This is a genomic window from Collimonas sp. OK412 (assembly GCF_900112135.1).
GTDB lineage: Bacteria > Pseudomonadota > Gammaproteobacteria > Burkholderiales > Burkholderiaceae_D > Collimonas > Collimonas rhizosphaerae.
In genome coordinates this window covers 228,064-244,483 of the sequence record NZ_FOLC01000002.1, presented here as the reverse complement: position 1 = coordinate 244,483, position 16,420 = coordinate 228,064, and the positions used below count along the sequence as shown (strand labels likewise).

Annotated in this window: 20 protein-coding genes; 11 read left to right on the top strand and 9 right to left on the bottom strand. The window is 61.4% G+C overall.

Annotated elements, in window-relative coordinates; all coding sequences use genetic code 11:
* Positions 1-75: 75 nt before the first annotated feature.
* The gene (locus BM062_RS03675; protein WP_092393292.1) at positions 76-510 is read right to left on the bottom strand and encodes an Rrf2 family transcriptional regulator; all 435 of its coding nucleotides are present in this window, start codon (positions 508-510) and stop codon (positions 76-78) included.
* Between the two features lie 130 nt (positions 511-640).
* Here BM062_RS03675 and BM062_RS03670 point away from each other — a divergent pair, with 130 nt between their 5' ends.
* Complete coding sequence (locus tag BM062_RS03670; protein WP_092393289.1) at positions 641-928, top strand: helix-hairpin-helix domain-containing protein; 288 nt, start codon at positions 641-643, stop codon at positions 926-928.
* A gap of 36 nt (positions 929-964) precedes the next feature.
* Here BM062_RS03670 and mmsB read toward each other — a convergent pair whose 3' ends face one another.
* The 3 genes from mmsB to BM062_RS03655 form a co-directional block, all read right to left on the bottom strand.
* A complete protein-coding gene (gene mmsB, locus BM062_RS03665) occupies positions 965-1,864 on the bottom strand; it encodes a 3-hydroxyisobutyrate dehydrogenase (RefSeq protein WP_092393286.1) in 900 nt (299 codons plus the stop codon).
* Between the two features lie 36 nt (positions 1,865-1,900).
* Positions 1,901-3,415, bottom strand: coding sequence for a CoA-acylating methylmalonate-semialdehyde dehydrogenase (locus BM062_RS03660; protein WP_092393583.1), 1,515 nt, complete (start codon positions 3,413-3,415; stop codon positions 1,901-1,903).
* 73 nt (positions 3,416-3,488) lie between these two features.
* Entirely contained in the window at positions 3,489-4,724 is a 1,236-nt protein-coding gene (locus tag BM062_RS03655) for an ABC transporter substrate-binding protein (protein WP_371326539.1), read from the bottom strand.
* Positions 4,725-4,895: 171 nt separating this feature from the next.
* Here BM062_RS03655 and BM062_RS03650 point away from each other — a divergent pair, with 171 nt between their 5' ends.
* Both BM062_RS03650 and BM062_RS03645 read left to right on the top strand, forming a co-directional pair.
* Positions 4,896-5,828 carry a LysR family transcriptional regulator gene (locus tag BM062_RS03650; protein ID WP_092393577.1) on the top strand — a complete coding sequence of 311 codons (933 nt, stop codon included), beginning with the start codon at positions 4,896-4,898 and terminating at the stop codon, positions 5,826-5,828.
* Between the two features lie 44 nt (positions 5,829-5,872).
* Positions 5,873-6,706, top strand: coding sequence for a GNAT family N-acetyltransferase (locus BM062_RS03645; protein WP_092393283.1), 834 nt, complete (start codon positions 5,873-5,875; stop codon positions 6,704-6,706).
* Here the strand turns inward: BM062_RS03645 and BM062_RS03640 are convergent.
* The 4 genes from BM062_RS03640 to BM062_RS03635 form a co-directional block, all read right to left on the bottom strand.
* The gene (locus tag BM062_RS03640) at positions 6,703-7,278 is read right to left on the bottom strand and encodes a DUF1439 domain-containing protein (RefSeq protein WP_092393280.1); all 576 of its coding nucleotides are present in this window, start codon (positions 7,276-7,278) and stop codon (positions 6,703-6,705) included. The genes BM062_RS03645 and BM062_RS03640 overlap by 4 nt on opposite strands.
* A 48-nt stretch (positions 7,279-7,326) precedes the next feature.
* The gene (locus BM062_RS24940; protein WP_139219984.1) at positions 7,327-7,536 is read right to left on the bottom strand and encodes a hypothetical protein; all 210 of its coding nucleotides are present in this window, start codon (positions 7,534-7,536) and stop codon (positions 7,327-7,329) included.
* 165 nt (positions 7,537-7,701) lie between these two features.
* Entirely contained in the window at positions 7,702-7,935 is a 234-nt protein-coding gene (locus BM062_RS24935; protein ID WP_139219983.1) for a hypothetical protein, read from the bottom strand.
* 266 nt (positions 7,936-8,201) lie between these two features.
* The gene (locus BM062_RS03635) at positions 8,202-8,747 is read right to left on the bottom strand and encodes a GNAT family N-acetyltransferase (protein WP_092393277.1); all 546 of its coding nucleotides are present in this window, start codon (positions 8,745-8,747) and stop codon (positions 8,202-8,204) included.
* Between the two features lie 668 nt (positions 8,748-9,415).
* On the opposite strand from BM062_RS03635, the gene BM062_RS03630 reads away from it, so the two are divergent.
* From BM062_RS03630 to BM062_RS03605, 7 genes are all read left to right on the top strand, one after another.
* Entirely contained in the window at positions 9,416-10,855 is a 1,440-nt protein-coding gene (locus BM062_RS03630; RefSeq protein WP_092393274.1) for a DHA2 family efflux MFS transporter permease subunit, read from the top strand.
* 65 nt (positions 10,856-10,920) lie between these two features.
* Positions 10,921-11,091, top strand: coding sequence for a hypothetical protein (locus tag BM062_RS25510; protein WP_175500868.1), 171 nt, complete (start codon positions 10,921-10,923; stop codon positions 11,089-11,091).
* Between the two features lie 63 nt (positions 11,092-11,154).
* The gene (locus BM062_RS03625) at positions 11,155-12,081 is read left to right on the top strand and encodes an ABC transporter ATP-binding protein (RefSeq protein ID WP_092393271.1); all 927 of its coding nucleotides are present in this window, start codon (positions 11,155-11,157) and stop codon (positions 12,079-12,081) included.
* Positions 12,078-12,839, top strand: coding sequence for an ABC transporter permease (locus tag BM062_RS03620; RefSeq protein ID WP_092393268.1), 762 nt, complete (start codon positions 12,078-12,080; stop codon positions 12,837-12,839). Before BM062_RS03625 ends, BM062_RS03620 begins: the two co-directional genes overlap by 4 nt.
* A 15-nt stretch (positions 12,840-12,854) precedes the next feature.
* The gene (locus BM062_RS03615; protein ID WP_092393265.1) at positions 12,855-13,448 is read left to right on the top strand and encodes a GNAT family N-acetyltransferase; all 594 of its coding nucleotides are present in this window, start codon (positions 12,855-12,857) and stop codon (positions 13,446-13,448) included.
* 11 nt (positions 13,449-13,459) lie between these two features.
* Complete coding sequence (locus BM062_RS03610) at positions 13,460-13,837, top strand: hypothetical protein (protein ID WP_139219982.1); 378 nt, start codon at positions 13,460-13,462, stop codon at positions 13,835-13,837.
* Positions 13,838-13,953: 116 nt separating this feature from the next.
* On the top strand, positions 13,954-15,009 hold the full coding sequence (locus BM062_RS03605) for a permease (RefSeq protein ID WP_092393259.1): 1,056 nt from the start codon (positions 13,954-13,956) through the stop codon (positions 15,007-15,009).
* Here the strand turns inward: BM062_RS03605 and BM062_RS03600 are convergent.
* A complete protein-coding gene (locus tag BM062_RS03600; protein ID WP_092393256.1) occupies positions 14,978-15,436 on the bottom strand; it encodes a GlcG/HbpS family heme-binding protein in 459 nt (152 codons plus the stop codon). The two genes, BM062_RS03605 and BM062_RS03600, sit on opposite strands and share 32 nt — an antisense overlap.
* 89 nt (positions 15,437-15,525) lie before the next feature.
* Here BM062_RS03600 and BM062_RS03595 point away from each other — a divergent pair, with 89 nt between their 5' ends.
* Complete coding sequence (locus tag BM062_RS03595) at positions 15,526-16,410, top strand: LysR family transcriptional regulator (protein WP_254784889.1); 885 nt, start codon at positions 15,526-15,528, stop codon at positions 16,408-16,410.
* Positions 16,411-16,420: the final 10 nt, after the last annotated feature.

Here is a 16,420-nt window from a genome sequence, read left to right as displayed (position 1 = left end):
TCCGGCACTCAATTACTGCGTAACTGCCAAATTAACTGTATATGATTTTTATACAGTTAAATATAAAAAAAACCACTACTTGCCTGGCTTGTCGGCAATCTTGTTGACCAGCTCGGACAATTTCCTTTCCCGCAAAATATCCAGCAAAGCCCCTTCGACTTCCGACACCACCGGATCAAGCACCATATCCATGCCGCAGCTGACCGGACAGCAAAGGTCTTTCGAGCGCGTATTGTGTTTCAGCACCGGCCCTTCTTCCACCGCCTGGTAGATCTCGGCCAGGTTGATGTCCGACGCCGGCCGCGCCAGCTGCACGCCGCCGCCCTTGCCTTCCTTGGTCAGCACCAGCCTGGCCTTGCTCAGCTTGCGCAGCAGTTCACGCACAAAAACGGGATTGGTATTGACGCTGGCAGCAATGGCCGTGGAGGGGTAAAACACTTCCCCGCCCCTGGTAGCGTACTCGACGCTGACTAAAATATGTGCCGCCACGGCAAATCGACTCGACTTCATACTGTAATATTATTCGATACAGATATTGCCGGTCAAGTAATTTTGCTGCATAAGCTTATGCAGGGCGGGAACGAACGCCAAGGCAGTGTCACAATGAGCGTACCGCCACAAAATACGTAATGGAGAGCGAATGCCCAAATATCTCGACAGGGCTGCCGTAGTACAGCTGGAGGATTTGCCGAATATCGGCAAGGCTGGCGCTGCCGACCTGCGCCGCATCGGCATTCAGAGCCCAGGTCAATTGGTCGGCCAATCGCCGCTGCAGATGTACGACACCCTGTGCGCCAAGACCGGCGCCCGGCACGATCCGTGCGTGATCGACGTGTTCATGTCGGCGGTGCGCTACATGGAAGGCGCCGAAGCGCTGCCGTGGTGGTCATACACGGCGGAGCGCAAGCGCCTGCTCAAGTCAGGATAACTAGAGCTCATTTCATCAATATTCGTGAGATGCGTTCTAGGCTCCTTCAGCCTTGGCCAGCATATTGAAAATGCTGGAAAAATCCAGCCCGCCGGCGCCGCTCTTGCTGTGGATGTCGTACAGGTTGCGCGCCAGCGCGCCGAGCGGCACGCTGCTGCCGGTGGACAAGGAATTTTCCACCGCCAGCCCCAGGTCCTTGAGCATCAGGTCGACGCCGAAACCGCCGGCATAACCCTTGGACGCCGGCGCATTTTCCATCACGCCCGGACACGGGTTGTACACTTCCAGCGCCCAGTTGCGGCCCGAGCTTTTCGCCATGATTTCCGACAGAACCTTGGGATCCATGCCGTTCGCCATGCCCAGCCGGATCGCTTCGCAGCTACCTATCATGAGTATCCCCAGCAGCATGTTGTTGCACATCTTGACGGTCTGGCCGCTGCCGTTGTCGCCGGCATGGAAGATCGCCTTGCCCATTTTTTCCAGGTAAGGCTTGGCAAGCGCAAAACCGTCAGCAGAACCGCCGACCATGAAGGTCAGCGTGCCGGCGGCAGCGCCGCCGGTGCCGCCCGAGACCGGCGCGTCGAGCATGGTGAAACCCTTGTCGCGCGCCGTTGCCGCTACCTTGCGGGCGGCGTCGGGAGCGATGGTCGAGCAGTCGATCAGCAATGTGCCCGGCGCCACCTGCGCCAGGATGCCGTTAGGACCAAGGTAGGCGCCCTCGACGTGGCGGCTGGCCGGCAGCATCGTGATGACGATCCTGGCTGCCGCCACCGCGGCCGACAGATCGCTGCCGGTGCTGCCGCCGCCGGCGACAAACTTGTCGACGCTGGCCGCCACCAGGTCATGGCCGCTGACCTTGCAGCCGGCTTTCACCAAGTTCAGCGCCATCGGCAAACCCATATTGCCGAGGCCGATAAAAACGATGTCGCTGCTCATGTCAAAATCTCCTGTGGTCCGTGGGATGATGCTTCATCATTTCATCGAAATCGTCGTGTTGATCTCGCCGCCGTCCGCGTCCGGCGCAAACCAGCGCGCGGTCACGGTCTTGGTCTGGGTCCAGAACTGCACCGCCTGCTTGCCGTTAGGGCCGAGGTCGCCCAGCTTGGAAGCGCGCGAACCGGTGAAGCTGAAGTAAGCCACCGGCACAGGGATCGGCACGTTGATGCCGACCTGGCCGACATCGATCTCGTTCTGGAACTTGCGTGCCGACCAGCCCGACGACGTGAAGATCGACGTGCCGTTGCCGTTCGGGTTGGCGTTGATGAAGGCAATCGCTTCATCCAGCGTTTCGAGTTCGACCACGCACATGGCCGGGCCGAATATCTCTTGCGTATAGATATCCATCTCGGCAGTCACGCCGGAAAAAATGGTGGGGCCGACAAAATTGCCGTCAGGGTAGCCTGCCACCTCGCAGTTACGGCCATCCAGCAACAGCTGCGCGCCCTGCTCCACGCCCGATCCGATCAGGCGTTCGGTGCGCGCCTTGGCGGCTTTCGACACCATCGGCCCGAGGTCCGCCTTGCGGTCGCTGCCCGGCCCGATCTTCAGGCCGCGCGAACGCTCGACGATTTCCGGCAACCAGGAACGCGCCTTGCCCACCAGCAGCACCATCGAATTCGCCATGCAGCGCTGGCCGGCAGCGCCGAACGCCGCGCCCAGCAGGTTGTTGATGGCCTGGTCCTTGTTGGCGTCGGGCAGCACGATGCAATGGTTCTTCGCGCCCATCATGCATTGCGCGCGCTTGCCGGCTTCGCTGGCGCGGCGATAGATATGGGTGCCGACGCTGGTCGAACCGATGAAGGAAATCGCCTTGATGTCGGGATGGTCGCACAGCATGTTGGCCACATCCGGGCCGCCGTGCACCACGTTCAATACGCCCGGCGGCAAGCCGGCCTGCTGCGCCAGTTCAACCAGGAACAGCGAGGATGAAGGATCTTGCTCGGACGGTTTCAGGATAAAGGTATTGCCGCAGGCAACCGCGACCGGGAACATGAAGCACGGCAGCATCACCGGGAAGTTGAACGCCGTGATGCCGGCGCCCACGCCCAGCGGCTGGTTGATGGTGTAGACATCCACGCCGGTAGCGGCATTCTCGGCCAGCTCGCCCAGCTGCAGCGAGGTGATGGAACAGGCATGCTCGACCACTTCCAGGCCGCGCATCACTTCGCCTTCGGCATCCGGCAAGGTCTTGCCATGCTCGCGCGTGATCAGCTCTGCCAGCGGCGCGATGTTTTCACGCAGCAGCTGCTGGAACTTGAGCATGATGCGCATGCGCTGCGCCAGCGAAGTGTTGCGCCAGCCGGCGAACGCCTGCTTGGCGTTGGCGACCGCATGGTCGACTTCGGCCTTGGTGGCGAACGGCACGCGCGCTACCACCTCCTGGGTCGCCGGATTGAGGACATCGCGCCATTCGGTGCTGGCCGACTGCACGGCTTTGCCGCCGATATGCAAAGGAACATTCGGAACGCTGGGAATATTGGTAGACATGATGGCTTCCTCGAACAATTGAAACAATAAAAAATGAACGGCGTCGCACCGCAGCGCGGGCGCCTTGCTGGTCTTACTTGACCAAGGGACAGGACGCGTCCATCGGCTTGAATGCCTGCTGCGCCGGGATAGTCGACAGCAGCTTGAGGTAATCCCAAGGCGCTTTCGATTCGGCCGGCGTTTTCACCTGGTACAGATACATGTCATGGATCACGCGGCCGTCCGGGCGGATGGAAGCGTTGCGCATGACGGCGTCCTGGATCGGGATCTCGCGCATTTTCTGGGTCACGATTTTCCAGTCGTGCGATTTGGTCGCGGCTGCTGCTTTCAGGTATTGATAGACGCTGGAATAGACGCCGGCGTGCACCATGGTCGGCTTGTTGCCTTTGTAAAGCGTTTCAAACCGCCTGGAGAAGGCGCGCGTTTCGTTGTCGAAATCCCAGTAGAAACCGTCGGTGTAGACCAGGCCCTGGGCATCGTTCAATCCCAGCGCATGCACGTCCGACAGGAATACCAGCAAGGCCGCCAGGCGCTGGTTTTTGGTGCCGATGCCGAACGAACGCGCCTGCTTGATCGCATTCACCGTGTCCTGGCCGCCGTTGGCCAGGCCGATCACCTGCGCCTTGGAACTCTGCGCCTGCAGCAGGAACGAGGACAGGTCGCTGGCGTTGAGCGGATGGCGGATCGAGCCGACCACGGTGCCGCCGAGGCGCTTGACGACATCGCCGGCATCCTTTTCCAGCGACTGGCCGAAGGCATAGTCGACGGTGACGAAGTACCACGATTTCTGTCCCATCCTGGTCAGTGCGGCGGCGGCTCCGGCTGCCTGCGAGTAGGTGTCGAACATCCAGTGGAAACCGTTGGGCGCGCATTCGGCGTTGGTCAGCACCCCGGTCGCCGGGCCGCTGTACATGGCGATGCCGCCCTTGTCGCGGATCAGGCGCTGCACTGCCAGCGCCACCGAGGAGTTGGTGAGGTCGGCGATGGCGTCGACCTTGTCGCGGTCTATCCATTCACGCGCCTTGGAGGCGCCGATGTCGGCCTTGTTCTGGTGGTCCGCGGTCAGCAGTTCGATTTTCATGCCCTTGCATTCGGCCTTCAGGCAATCGTCGATCGCCATCTTGGCCGCCACCACCGAACCGGGCCCGCCCATCGCCGAATACGGCCCCGACATGTCGGTCAGGATGCCGACCTTGTAGGTATCGCCTTCCTGGGCCAAAGCCTGGCCGCCGGCGAGCAAACCTGTTAATGAAAAGATCACGGCCGAACTGCATGCAAGCAGCTTATTGCGCCCCGCATTTATCCCCATCCTGGTCTCCTGTCTTTTAGCCGGCTCCGCCATGGCGGATCCTGGGCTGATTTTTATGAATTTCTATATAGGTATACTGCATGTGCATTATTATTGGGACAATAGACAATAATCCACAACAGCTTTGCATTTATGCAAAGCGAGGAGATGCAGGTGAAATCGACAAATGCCATGCTGGACTGGGATAACCTGCGCGTGTTCCTGGAGCTGACGCGCAGCCAGGGCCTGGTGGAGGCGGCAAAGAAACTCGGCATTGACCACTCGACCGTGTCGCGCCGCATGCGCCGCTTTGAAGAACAGGTCGGCAGCCAGCTGTTCGAGCGCAACAACCAGGGTTATACATTGACCGCGGAGGGCCATCGGCTGATCGAATATGCGGAGCGGGTCGAGAGCACGGTGTATGCCGCCGCGGAAGAACTGAGCGGCCACAACCGGCTGCTGTCGGGACAGGTCCGGCTCGGCGCTACCGAGGGATTCGGCACTTTTGTGCTGGCGCCGCACCTGGCGCATTTTTGCGCCCGGCATCCGCACATCACGGTCGACCTGCTGCCGGTGCCGCGCTTCGTCAACCTGTCCAAGCGCGAAGCCGATATCGGCGTCACCATCGAGCGTCCGCAGAGCGGCAATTACGTCGTCACCAAGCTGACCGACTATCTGCTCAAGCTGTACGCCACCCGCTCCTACCTGGAGACGCACGCGCCCATCAAGACCTTGCAGGACTTGAACAGCCATGCTTTCATCGGCTACGTCGACGACCTGGTGTTCAGCGAAGAACTGCGCTACAAAGACAACGTGGCGCCAGCCGCTTTCCGCGCGTTCCGCAGCACCAGCGTGATTGCCCAGTACACGGCGGCGCGCAGCGGCCAGGGGCTGGCGATCCTGCCCTGCTTCCTGGCGCAGCAAAGCGACGACCTGGTGCCGGTGCTGGACGGCCAGGCCGATATCCAGCGCGCATTCTGGCTGGTGGCCGCCACCGAAACCCGCAATGTGGCGCGGGTAGCCGCGCTGTGGCGTTACCTGCGGGAAGTGATCGAACCCAACCGGCCGTTCCTGATGGGGGAATCGCGGCACATGACCTACTCGGATACAATTGTCCCGGCCTGAATCGCTCCCCTGAATTGCTCCCTCAACTTGCATCCCGACTTTCCATGATTTTGACTGGCCCCGAACTCGCCCGCGCACTAGAGCAGGCCGAAGCGACACATTTGAGCCGGCAGGTGGCGGCCTGCCGAGAGTTTGGATACAAGGACGCGCGCGCCATCGCCATCGCCGGCGGCGTCGCCGCGCTCACCGATCCGGCTTTCGGACGCAAACTCAACCACGTCACAGGACTGGGCATGGGAGCGCCGGTGGACTCCGGCGAGCTGGCGCGGCTGGAAGCCGAGTACGCCGCCCATGGATTGGAGACGCAGGTCGATGCCTGTCCTCACGCTGACAGCAGCACGCTGGCGGTCCTGGCCGAGCGCGGCTATGCGGCCAACGCTTTCAGCAATACCTACGTGCGCCACCTGGCGCCGGCGGATGCCTATGCAGCGGCCGCCAGCGGGATAGAGGTAATCGCCGACAGGGTTCTGGTGGAAGCCACGTTTGCCGGCGACTCGGTGGCCGGATTTTCGGTGCAGGCGGTAAATCGCCCGCCCGTCTTGCTGGAGACGCTGGCGCGGATTGCCTTGCAACGAAGCGATACGCTGCTGTTCGCCGCGGCCGTGGACGGCAAGGTAGCCGGCACGGCCGGCATGAGCCTGATCGAGACGCCGGCGGGACTGCTGGCGCATTTGTATATCGCCAGCACGCTGCCGGCGTACAGAGGACGCGGAATCCAGCTTGCGCTGCTGCACGCGCGGCTGGCGGCGGCCCGCAACGCCGGCTGTACGCTGGCCAGCGTCACGGCGCGGCCGGCGAACACCAGCGCGCGCAACACCGAGCGCGCCGGCTTTAGCCTGGCTTACACCAAAACGACCTTCGCCAAGCGCCCTGCTTAAGCGCCGGATTCGTTGATTTCGACCGCGATGCCATCTTGCTGCACCGTGATCGCACCGGGCTCAAAGGTCTTGCCGTTGAGCCGCAGCTGGTCGCTGGTGAAGGTATAGATCGGGTAATTATTCAGCACCTGCTGCGCCACGACCGCGCCGATCTGGCTCAGCTGCGGCTTGTATTGGGCGGGCACGTTGCTGAAATCGATATTGTCGACAGTAGGATTGTCCAGCTGCACGGCGCGCGTGGCCCGGTCATACTTCAAGCCGCTGCTGAGCGTGATCGCGCCATTCAACGTCCCCGCCAGCAGCAGCGGGCTAAGCACGCTGACATGCACCCGCGTCAATACCCGGTTTTGGTCCGGGTTGAGCGTCAGGCGCGGGTTCTTCAGGCCGACATTGAACACTTCCGCATAACGCAGCTGCTGCGGGAACTTGCTGTCGATGGCAGTCTGCAGCTGCTTTTGCGAAAACGTGTATTCGTTGGACCAGATATTGTAGCCGGCCCAGGCGCCGACCGCGGCAGTCATGGCGCCAAGGGCCAGCATGGTCTTCACCAGTATGCGTCGTTTGGTATGCATTGTTTCCTGTCGCCTCCGGCCTGCCGTGCAAATAGTTGCCGCATGCCATCAGCCTTTGTGTTGCTCAAGCTTGTAGTATAGATGGATATCTTCAGGTGTAAGGCGATACAGCTCATCATGTTCCAACGCTCCAAGGCGTAGGGCGTCAATAGATTCTATGGTTTTCGTCAAATTTTTATGGGAACGAGATGAGGGTCGAAGCTTGATCCGTTCTTCGTCAAGATGTAAGCGATGCGCCGCATGTTTGATCGACATCATGCAGTATTCTCTTATCGCTATTCACGCCAATTCATTTGACATCCCGTACCCTGGTGAGGCATCACATGCGGCGTAATACGCTCCGCTATCACGCCCTACACGGGTAGTTTCGGCCATTTCTTTCATGCCACATCCGGTAACTTTTATCTTTTTGCCAGCCTCAACTCAGCGCCACCAATCCCAATTTTTCAATGAATACCAAAATTCATCGCCATACTTCAACGCTAGAGTCCCGCATATAAGTATAGAAAGCACTATCACAGCGGCAGCCCATCCAAACGACGACAGCACAAGCTCAAAGACGAGGAAAATTCCTAAAAAAATGCCAAATAGAGCACCGCAGCCAAAACGGGTTATTTTCTCTGATTCACTGAGTTCTTGGTCTTCATTAGTTTCCATAGTTGCCCACTAAGTCGTTCGATTTCTCGCTTTGTTTAAAACCGTGACATACAGGCTACAACCAGCTTCTGGGCGGCAGCGTACTGATGATGAGCGACCACTTCTGGTATAGAGACAAGAAGGTCCTGTTGCGATAGCAAAGAATCGACGTCAAGCATTTCACCAAAAATTCGAAGCATGCAACTCATTTCATTACCGTGCTTTAGAAGAAGCGGGAAGTGTAGTCTTTAACACTAAAAGATACCGGGGCAATTTGACATCTTGTTTTAACCGGCCTTCCATTCGTGTTTTAGGAGGGCGAAGCCGTATTCATCGGACCAGGCGCCCTTGAAGAAAATATTTTCCCGATAATGCGCTTCGCGCCGGAATCCTTGCTTCTCAAGGAGGCGCACCACGCTTGCATTCCGCGCATCCACGGTGGCGACAATCCGGTGTTTCTTCAGATCGTCAAACAACAAGCCGATAACCCTGGACAGGGCTTCGGTGGCGTAGCCCTGGCGTTGGCAGCTGGAATCGAAAGTCACGCCGAGCTCGGCTTGCCGGCCGCCGTCGAAGAAATGCACCGCTACGTCTCCCGCCAGCACCGCGTCTTCCTTGCGTTCTACTGCAATCTGAAACCAGGTCTCGTCGGCATCGAACGCCAGCTCGCGCTGCTGCTCAAGAAAAGCCGACGCGTCCGCCGCCGAGAACGACGACCAGCTCTGGTAGCGGGCTACCTCGGGTTGATTGCGGTAGCCTGAAAATGCCGGCAGGTCATGCTGGGTGAACCTTCTTAATATCAATCTCTCGGTGGTCAGCGGGAATATTTCCATGTGCAGGTTACGTCCTTAGATAGTCATTCTTTTTTGTTTTGCCCGGCCGAGGCGCCTGCCTGGACCGTCTGGCCCGAAAAAACCAAGGGCAAGCATCAAGGCTGGAAGAACTTGCGGAGTTTTTGCCGCATGTTTATACTTTCTCGTTCGTTTGCGATGAGAGCAATCCTTCCGCCAGGCGATAATGTGTTCCGTAACGCCGTTTCCGTCAATCCTGCCTTGGGCGCACCGCCTTGGCGCACCGCCTTGGCGCACCGCCTTGGCGCACCGCCTGGGCACAAAGACGAGCGGCACAACCTTGCCGATGGTGATGTCGTGCGTAAAATCATTTCCTGAAATCTTCCGCAACCTGCGGATTCGATCCGAATGCAAACCCGGCCATCGCAGCCCACCTCCGCGACGGCGATCACAACTGACGCATCAGCGATAAACATGCGCCTTGCCTGACACCGGCTTGTACCGGATCCCGTTACAGTTTTTGCAGCACAGGCGGCTGCGCGCCGCCTGAATTTAAAAAGAACCAAGTTATTCAAACGGCAATCCGGCCGGGCAGTCTTTGCCCGCCTGTCGATTTCGGCGACTTCCGTTCGACTAGGTATCGAGGCCCCCTGAATCTTGCGGCTCGATTACCCCCTCGTGCAAAGTCCATCATCCTTGGAAAGACCGACATGACCGAAAATCCTACCCATGCTGCAACCCGCGACCGCCGCGGCCTGGCCCTGATCGTGCTGTGCCTGGGCGTGCTGATGATCGTGCTCGACACTACCATCGTGAACGTGGCGCTGCCGTCCATCAAGACTGACCTGAAGTTCTCCGACACCTCGCTGGCCTGGGTGGTGAACGCCTACATGCTGACTTTCGGCGGTTTCCTGCTGCTCGGCGGCCGGCTCGGCGACCTGTACGGGCACCGGCGCCTGTTCCTGATCGGCATCGCATTGTTTACCCTGGCCTCGCTGGCTTGCGGCCTCTCCACCACCCAGGGTTTCCTGCTGGCGGCGCGCGCCGTGCAAGGGCTGGCCGGCGCCGTGGTGACGTCGGTAGCGCTGTCGCTGATCATGGACTTGTTCACCGAGCCGGCCGAACGGGCCAAGGCGATGGGAGTCTACGGTTTCGTCTGCGCCGGCGGCGGCAGCCTGGGCGCGATGCTGGGCGGCCTGCTGACCGACACCCTGAGCTGGCACTGGATTTTCCTGGTCAACCTGCCGATCGGCATCGCCGTCATTGCCCTGTCATTGCGGCTGCTGCCGGCCGTGCATAGCCAGGCGCAATCGAAGCACCTGGACGTGTTCGGCGCGGTTACCGTCACCGCCGCGCTGATGCTCGCCGTGTATGCCATCGTCAACGGCAACGAAGCCGGCTGGGCCTCGCCGCGCACGCTGGGCCAGCTCGCGGTTGCTGCGGTACTGCTGGCGGCTTTCCTGGTGATCGAAACGCGGGTGCGGGTGCCGCTGATGCCGCTGCGCCTGTTCCAGCTGCGTAATGTGGCGGTCGCCAATGTGGTGGGCGTGCTGTGGGCGGCGGCGATGTTCGCCTGGTTCTTCCTGTCCGCGCTATACCTGCAGCTGGTGCTCGGCTACAAGCCGTTGCAGGTCGGGCTGGCTTTCCTGCCGGCCAACCTGATCATGGCCGTCTTTTCCCTCGGCATCTCGGCCAGGCTGGTGATGCGCTTCGGCATCCGGCGGCCGCTGGCGGTGGGCTTGCTGCTGGCGACCTGCGGCCTGCTGCTGTTCGCGCGCGCCCCGGTCGACGGCCACTTCGTCGCTGATGTATTGCCGGGCATGGTGCTGCTCGGCCTGGGCGCCGGAGTTGCCTTCAATCCGGTGCTGCTGGCGGCCATGAGCGACGTTGCGCCATCCGAATCGGGGCTGGCCTCGGGCGTGGTCAACACCTCGTTCATGATGGGCGGCGCGCTTGGCCTCGCAGTGCTGGCCAGCCTGGCGGCCTTGCATACCGAGCACCTGCTGGCGACCGGCAACGAGCCGGTGGGTGCGCTCAACAGCGGCTACCAGGCTGCGTTCCTGGTCGGCGCCTGTTTCGCCGGCCTGGGCGCCGGTCTGGGCGCCCTGCTCTTGCGCACCAAAACCATGGAGAACGCCGTGCCCGCATGACGCTCCGCCGTATCGATCTGTGAAACGCCGCGGCTCCGGCGTTTCCTACTTGCCGGGATAAACCTATGTTTGAGAAAGAAACAGACGCAGCACCTGTCAGCGAAACCGAGTACCGCCAGCTGGTGGCGGAATTCGACCTCCTGTGGAACCGCGCGACGACGCCGCAGGAGCAATCGCGCATGGAGAACCTGATCAAACTGATCGACGCCTTCGAGAACGGCCTCCGCCAAAATTAATTTTCCATTCAGGATTAGAATGCACGGCAAGGCACACCTGCACTTATTACGATCGAACGGCTCATGCAAAATATCATTTCTGTAGCAAACGTCTCGAAAACCTACGCTTCCGGCCACCGTGCCCTCAACAACGTCAACCTGGAGATCCGCCGCGGCGAGATCCTGGCGCTGCTGGGTCCGAACGGCGCCGGCAAGACCACCCTGATCAGCTGCATCTGCGGCATCCTCAACATCTCCGAGGGCTCGGTGCGGGTCGACGGCCACGACATCGGTGCCGATTTCCGCGCGGCCCGCTCCCTGATCGGCCTGGTGCCGCAGGAACTGACCACCGACGCCTTCGAAACGGTGTGGGCGACGGTGTCCTTCAGCCGCGGCCTGTTCGGCAAGCGGGCCAATCCCGCCCATATCGAAAAAGTGCTCAAGGATTTGTCCCTGTGGGACAAGAAGGACAACAAGATCATGACCTTGTCCGGCGGCATGAAGCGCCGGGTGCTGATCGCCAAGGCGCTGTCGCACGAACCGCAGATCCTGTTCCTCGACGAGCCGACCGCCGGCGTCGACGTCAACCTGCGCCACGACATGTGGCAGCTGGTGCGTTCGCTGCGGGAAAGCGGGGTCACCATCATCCTGACCACCCATTACATCGAGGAGGCGGAAGACATGGCCGACCGCATCGGGGTGATCAACAAGGGCGAGATCATCCTCATCGAGGACAAGAAAGAACTGATGCACAAGCTCGGCAAGAAGCTGCTGACGCTGCAGCTGGAGCAGCCGCTGGCGCAGGTTCCGCCCGAACTTGCAGCCTACCAGCTGAGCCTGTCCAGCGACGGCGGCCAGCTGGTCTATACCTATGAGAACGACGGCGAACGGGTGACCATCATTTCGCTGCTCAACGCCCTCAGCGCCCAAGGCATCCAGTTCAAGGATATCCAGACCACGCAAAGTTCCCTAGAGAATATTTTCGTCAACCTGATCAAGGACGGACAATGAATTTCCATGCAATCCGCGCCATCTACAAGTTCGAAATGGCGCGCACCTGGCGTACCCTGCTGCAAAGCATCATCGCCCCAGTGATTTCGACATCGCTGTATTTCGTCGTGTTCGGCGCCGCCATCGGCTCGCGCATCGCCCAGGTCGACGGCGTCAGCTACGGCGCCTTCATCGTGCCGGGGCTGGTGATGCTGTCGCTGCTCACGCAAAGCATCTCGAACGCCTCGTTCGGCATCTACTTCCCCAAATTCACCGGCACCATCTACGAGCTGCTGTCGGCGCCGGTTTCCTACCGCGAGATCGTGATCAGCTACGTCGGCGCCGCCGCCAGCAAGTCGATACTGCTCGGCCTGATCATCCTGGCCACGGCAGGATTGTTCGTTCCGCTGCATATCGAACATCCGCTCTGGATGATCCTGTTCCTGCTGCTGACCGCCATCACCTTCAGCCTGTTCGGCTTCATCATCGGCATCTGGGCCGACAATTTCGAAAAACTGCAGCTGGTGCCGCTGCTGATCATCACGCCGCTGACTTTCCTCGGCGGCAGCTTTTACTCGATCAAGATGCTGCCGCCGGTGTGGCACACGATCAGCCTGTTCAACCCGGTGGTCTACCTGATCAGCGGCTTCCGCTGGAGCTTCTACGGTACCGCGGACGTGAACATCACGATCAGCCTGGCGATGACGGTGATGTTCCTGGCGGTGTTCCTGGCGATCGTGGCCTGGATCTTCAAGACCGGGTACCGGCTCAAATCCTGAGGAGCACGATAGCTCATGCAACCCCAGGCTCCCGTCGCCGCCGGCCGCGCATCGGCCCTTAGCCTGCGTCCCGCGCAGATGGCCGACGTGCCGGTGCTGGAAGCGCTGATTGCCCGCTCCGGCATCGGCCTCAGCGCTGGCTTCTATTCGGATGCGCAGGCGGCAGCCGTCACGCGTCATGTGTTTGGCGTAGACACGCAGCTGATCGCCGACCAGACCTATTTCGTGATCGAGGATGCCGGCAAGGCCGTGGCCTGCGGCGGCTGGAGCAAGCGGCGCACCCTGTTCGGCGGCGACCGGGCGAAGAGCGGCGCGGATCCCCTGCTCGATCCGTCGCGCGAAGCCGCCCGCATACGGGCTTTTTTTGTCGATCCCGGCATGGAGCGCCGCGGCCTCGGCAGCCGGCTGATGCGGCATTGCGCCAGTGAGGCGCTGCGCAACGGCTTCAGCACGCTGGAACTGGTCGCCACGCTGCCTGGCGAACCGCTGTACCTGGCGTCCGGCTTCGCCGTCATCGAAAGGTTCGCGCTCGACCTGCCAGGCGGCATCCAGGTGCCGGTGACGCGGATGAGGAAAAACATCGGGCCGGACCAAACCCCGGCGCCATGACTGGACAGCCTATGCACGGCAAGCACTCACATCTCCAGCTGTCCCTGTACCTGATCGCGGCGGCGGTCCTGCTGGTGGGATTATTGTCCGCCGGCCTGATCTATCGTACCGCCGCTGAACGGGAAAGCGCCGCCCTCAGCTACCAGGTGGTGGGCGGAGGCGTTTATGCCGTCGATCCGGGCGATTCCAAGGCTTACCGCCGCGACATCGAACTGTATGGCGGGACCTCGGGAAGATTGATCGCCGACTTCAACCGCTGGCTGTCCAGCCTGTGGCATGGAAAACGGCTGGCGTATGTACTGGCTGTCTTTTCTGCTGGAATAGCCTATATCTGTTTCTCGGTCGCGCGCGACCAGATGCCCGATACGCCACGGGACAAGGACGGCTGAGGCGCCAGCGAACTGTCCGGCGCGCCCCGATCCCGCTTATAATCTGCCGCTGCGGATCAAATCCGCCCCGCTGCGCCGGGTTATGATGCGTTGTCATTTCTACAGGATGTATTTCCATGCACACTCTATCCCCCCCATCCAGCGCCAGGGGTTGGTCGTTCTGGTGGAAACCGGCATTGTTCCTGCTGGTTGCCGTGGTCGGCCTGTACTACGTCAAATGGTCGCCCTACTACCTCAAATCGTTCCTGGCCGCCGACAAGCACAGCATCGGCGCCTCGATCCTCGACGATAAGCAAGGCGCACCCATCGCCGCCGCGCTGGCCTACGCCAAGGTGTATTTCCTGGCGATCTGGAAAGCCGCAGTGTTGGCGGTGATCCTGGGTTCGCTGCTGCAGGTGCTGATCCCGCGCGACTGGCTGCTGCGCCTGTTCGGCCGCGCCGGCTTCGGCTCGGTGCTGCGCGGCGGCCTGTTCGCCTTGCCCGGCATGATGTGTTCCTGCTGCGCCGCTCCGGTAGTGGCGGGCATGCGCCGCCAGCAGGTCTCGGTGGGAGCGGCGCTGGCCTTCTGGATCGCCAATCCGGTGCTGAACCCGGCGACGCTGGTGTTCATGGGTTTTGTGCTGGGCTGGGGCTTCACCGCCCTGCGCCTGGTAGCCGGCCTGGTGCTGGTGCTGGGCGTGTCGATGATCGCGCAGCGCATTTCCCGCCCCGAAGAAATCCCGGCGGCGGCGGCAGAGGCGGTAATCGAAGCCAGTGCACCTGCGCGTGCAGATTTCCTGGGACGCTGGGCCCGCACCATCTGGCAACTGTTCTGGAGCACGATCCCGGTGTATGTGCTGGCGGTGCTGGTGCTGGGCGCGGCGCGGGTCTGGCTGTTTCCGCATGTCGACGGCGCGATGGGCAACAGCTTGCTGTGGCTGGTGCCGCTGGCCATCGCCGGCACCCTGTTCGTGATCCCGACCGCGGCTGAAATCCCTATCGTGCAGACCATGATGTCGCTGGGCCTCGGCACCGCGCCGGCAGTAGCGCTGCTGATGACCCTGCCGAGCATCAGCCTGCCGTCGCTGCTGATGCTGCGCAAGGATTTCGATGCCAGGGTGCTGGTGGCGGTAGCCTTGCTGACCATGCTGGTCGGCGTGATCAGCGGACTGGTTGGCGCTGCACTGCTGTAAGCGCCGCGGCGCCGGCCAAGGCGACCAGCGCATCCTGATCCGACTGCATGCCGGACACGCCTATGCCGCCGGCCACGGCGCCGTTGCACAGCAGCGGCAGACCGCCCTCGAGCGGCATCAGGTTATCCATCGCCAGCAGCCGCAGATGGCTGCCGCCTTGTCCCAGCGCCTCCTGGAAAACAGCCGTAGGCCGGCGGAAAGCCACCGCGGTTTCGGCTTTCTGCAGGCTGACCCTGATGCTGCCTAGCTGGGCTTGGTCCATGCGATGCAAAAGCAGCAGCTGGCAGGCGCTGTCCACCACCGCGATCACCATCGGCCAGCCACGCTCGCGGGCATAATCCTCCGCCGCCTGCGCCACCGCCTTCGCGTCCGCCAGCATCAGCGGCGGGCCATACTGCACGACAGAATCCACACGATCAGCTGCCATATCTTTCTCCTTAAAACGATGGATGGAGTATAGGCTTTCCGAATTTGATTGATAATGACCATAATCGGATAATCACTTTCATATTTTCAATGAAAATCACCTCGATCCAGGATTACGCCGCTTTTGTCGCCGTGGTCGACGAAGGCAGCCTGACGGCCGCTGCCAGGCGCCTCGGACGCTCTGTGCAGGCTGTCAGCATCTCCTTGAAGAGCCTGGAAGACGAGCTGGGACTGACGCTGGTGACGCGCAGCACGCGCCGCTGCGACCCGACGCCGGCCGGCTTGACATTTGCATCGCGCCTGCGCACCGTGCTGGCCGACATCAGCGACGCCCATGCCGAAGTGCAGGACGATGCCGCGCAACTTAGCGGCCCGGTCAGGATCGGCGCGTCAACATTGTTCGGCCCCGATTTCCTGATGCCGGTGCTGGCCGGTTTCATCGAGCGGCAACCCGGAATCGCCATCGAACTGGCGTTGTCGGACCGGCATGTCGATCTTGCAAAGGAAGGCCTGGACCTGGCCATCAGGATCGGCCACCTCAAGCAGCCGGACCTGAAAGCCAGGAAATTCGGCGTGCTGCGCCGGGTAGTTGCCGGCGCTCCCGGCTACTTGGCGCGCCGCGGCCGCCCCGGCAAGCCCGGCGATTTGCTGCAACATGACTGCATTCTGCGGCGCAATGCCCAGCAACAGGAAAGCTGGGCCTTCAGCTCTGGCAGCGTCATGGTGCGCGGCAGGTTCAGTTCCGACAGCGCGCTGGCGCGGCATCGCGCGGCGACGCTCGGCCTGGGCCTGTGCATGGCCCCGCTGTGGCAAATCGGCAGCCTGGTTGACAGCGGCCAGCTGGAACTGGTGTTGGACGATTTCGCAATGCCCGGCTTGCCGATCCATATCGTGTGGCCGCAAGGCCGAATCCCGCGCCGGGTGCGCGCGGTCATCGACCTGCTGGTCGCGCGCCTGTCCGTGGCCGGGCTTTAGCAGGCAGCCA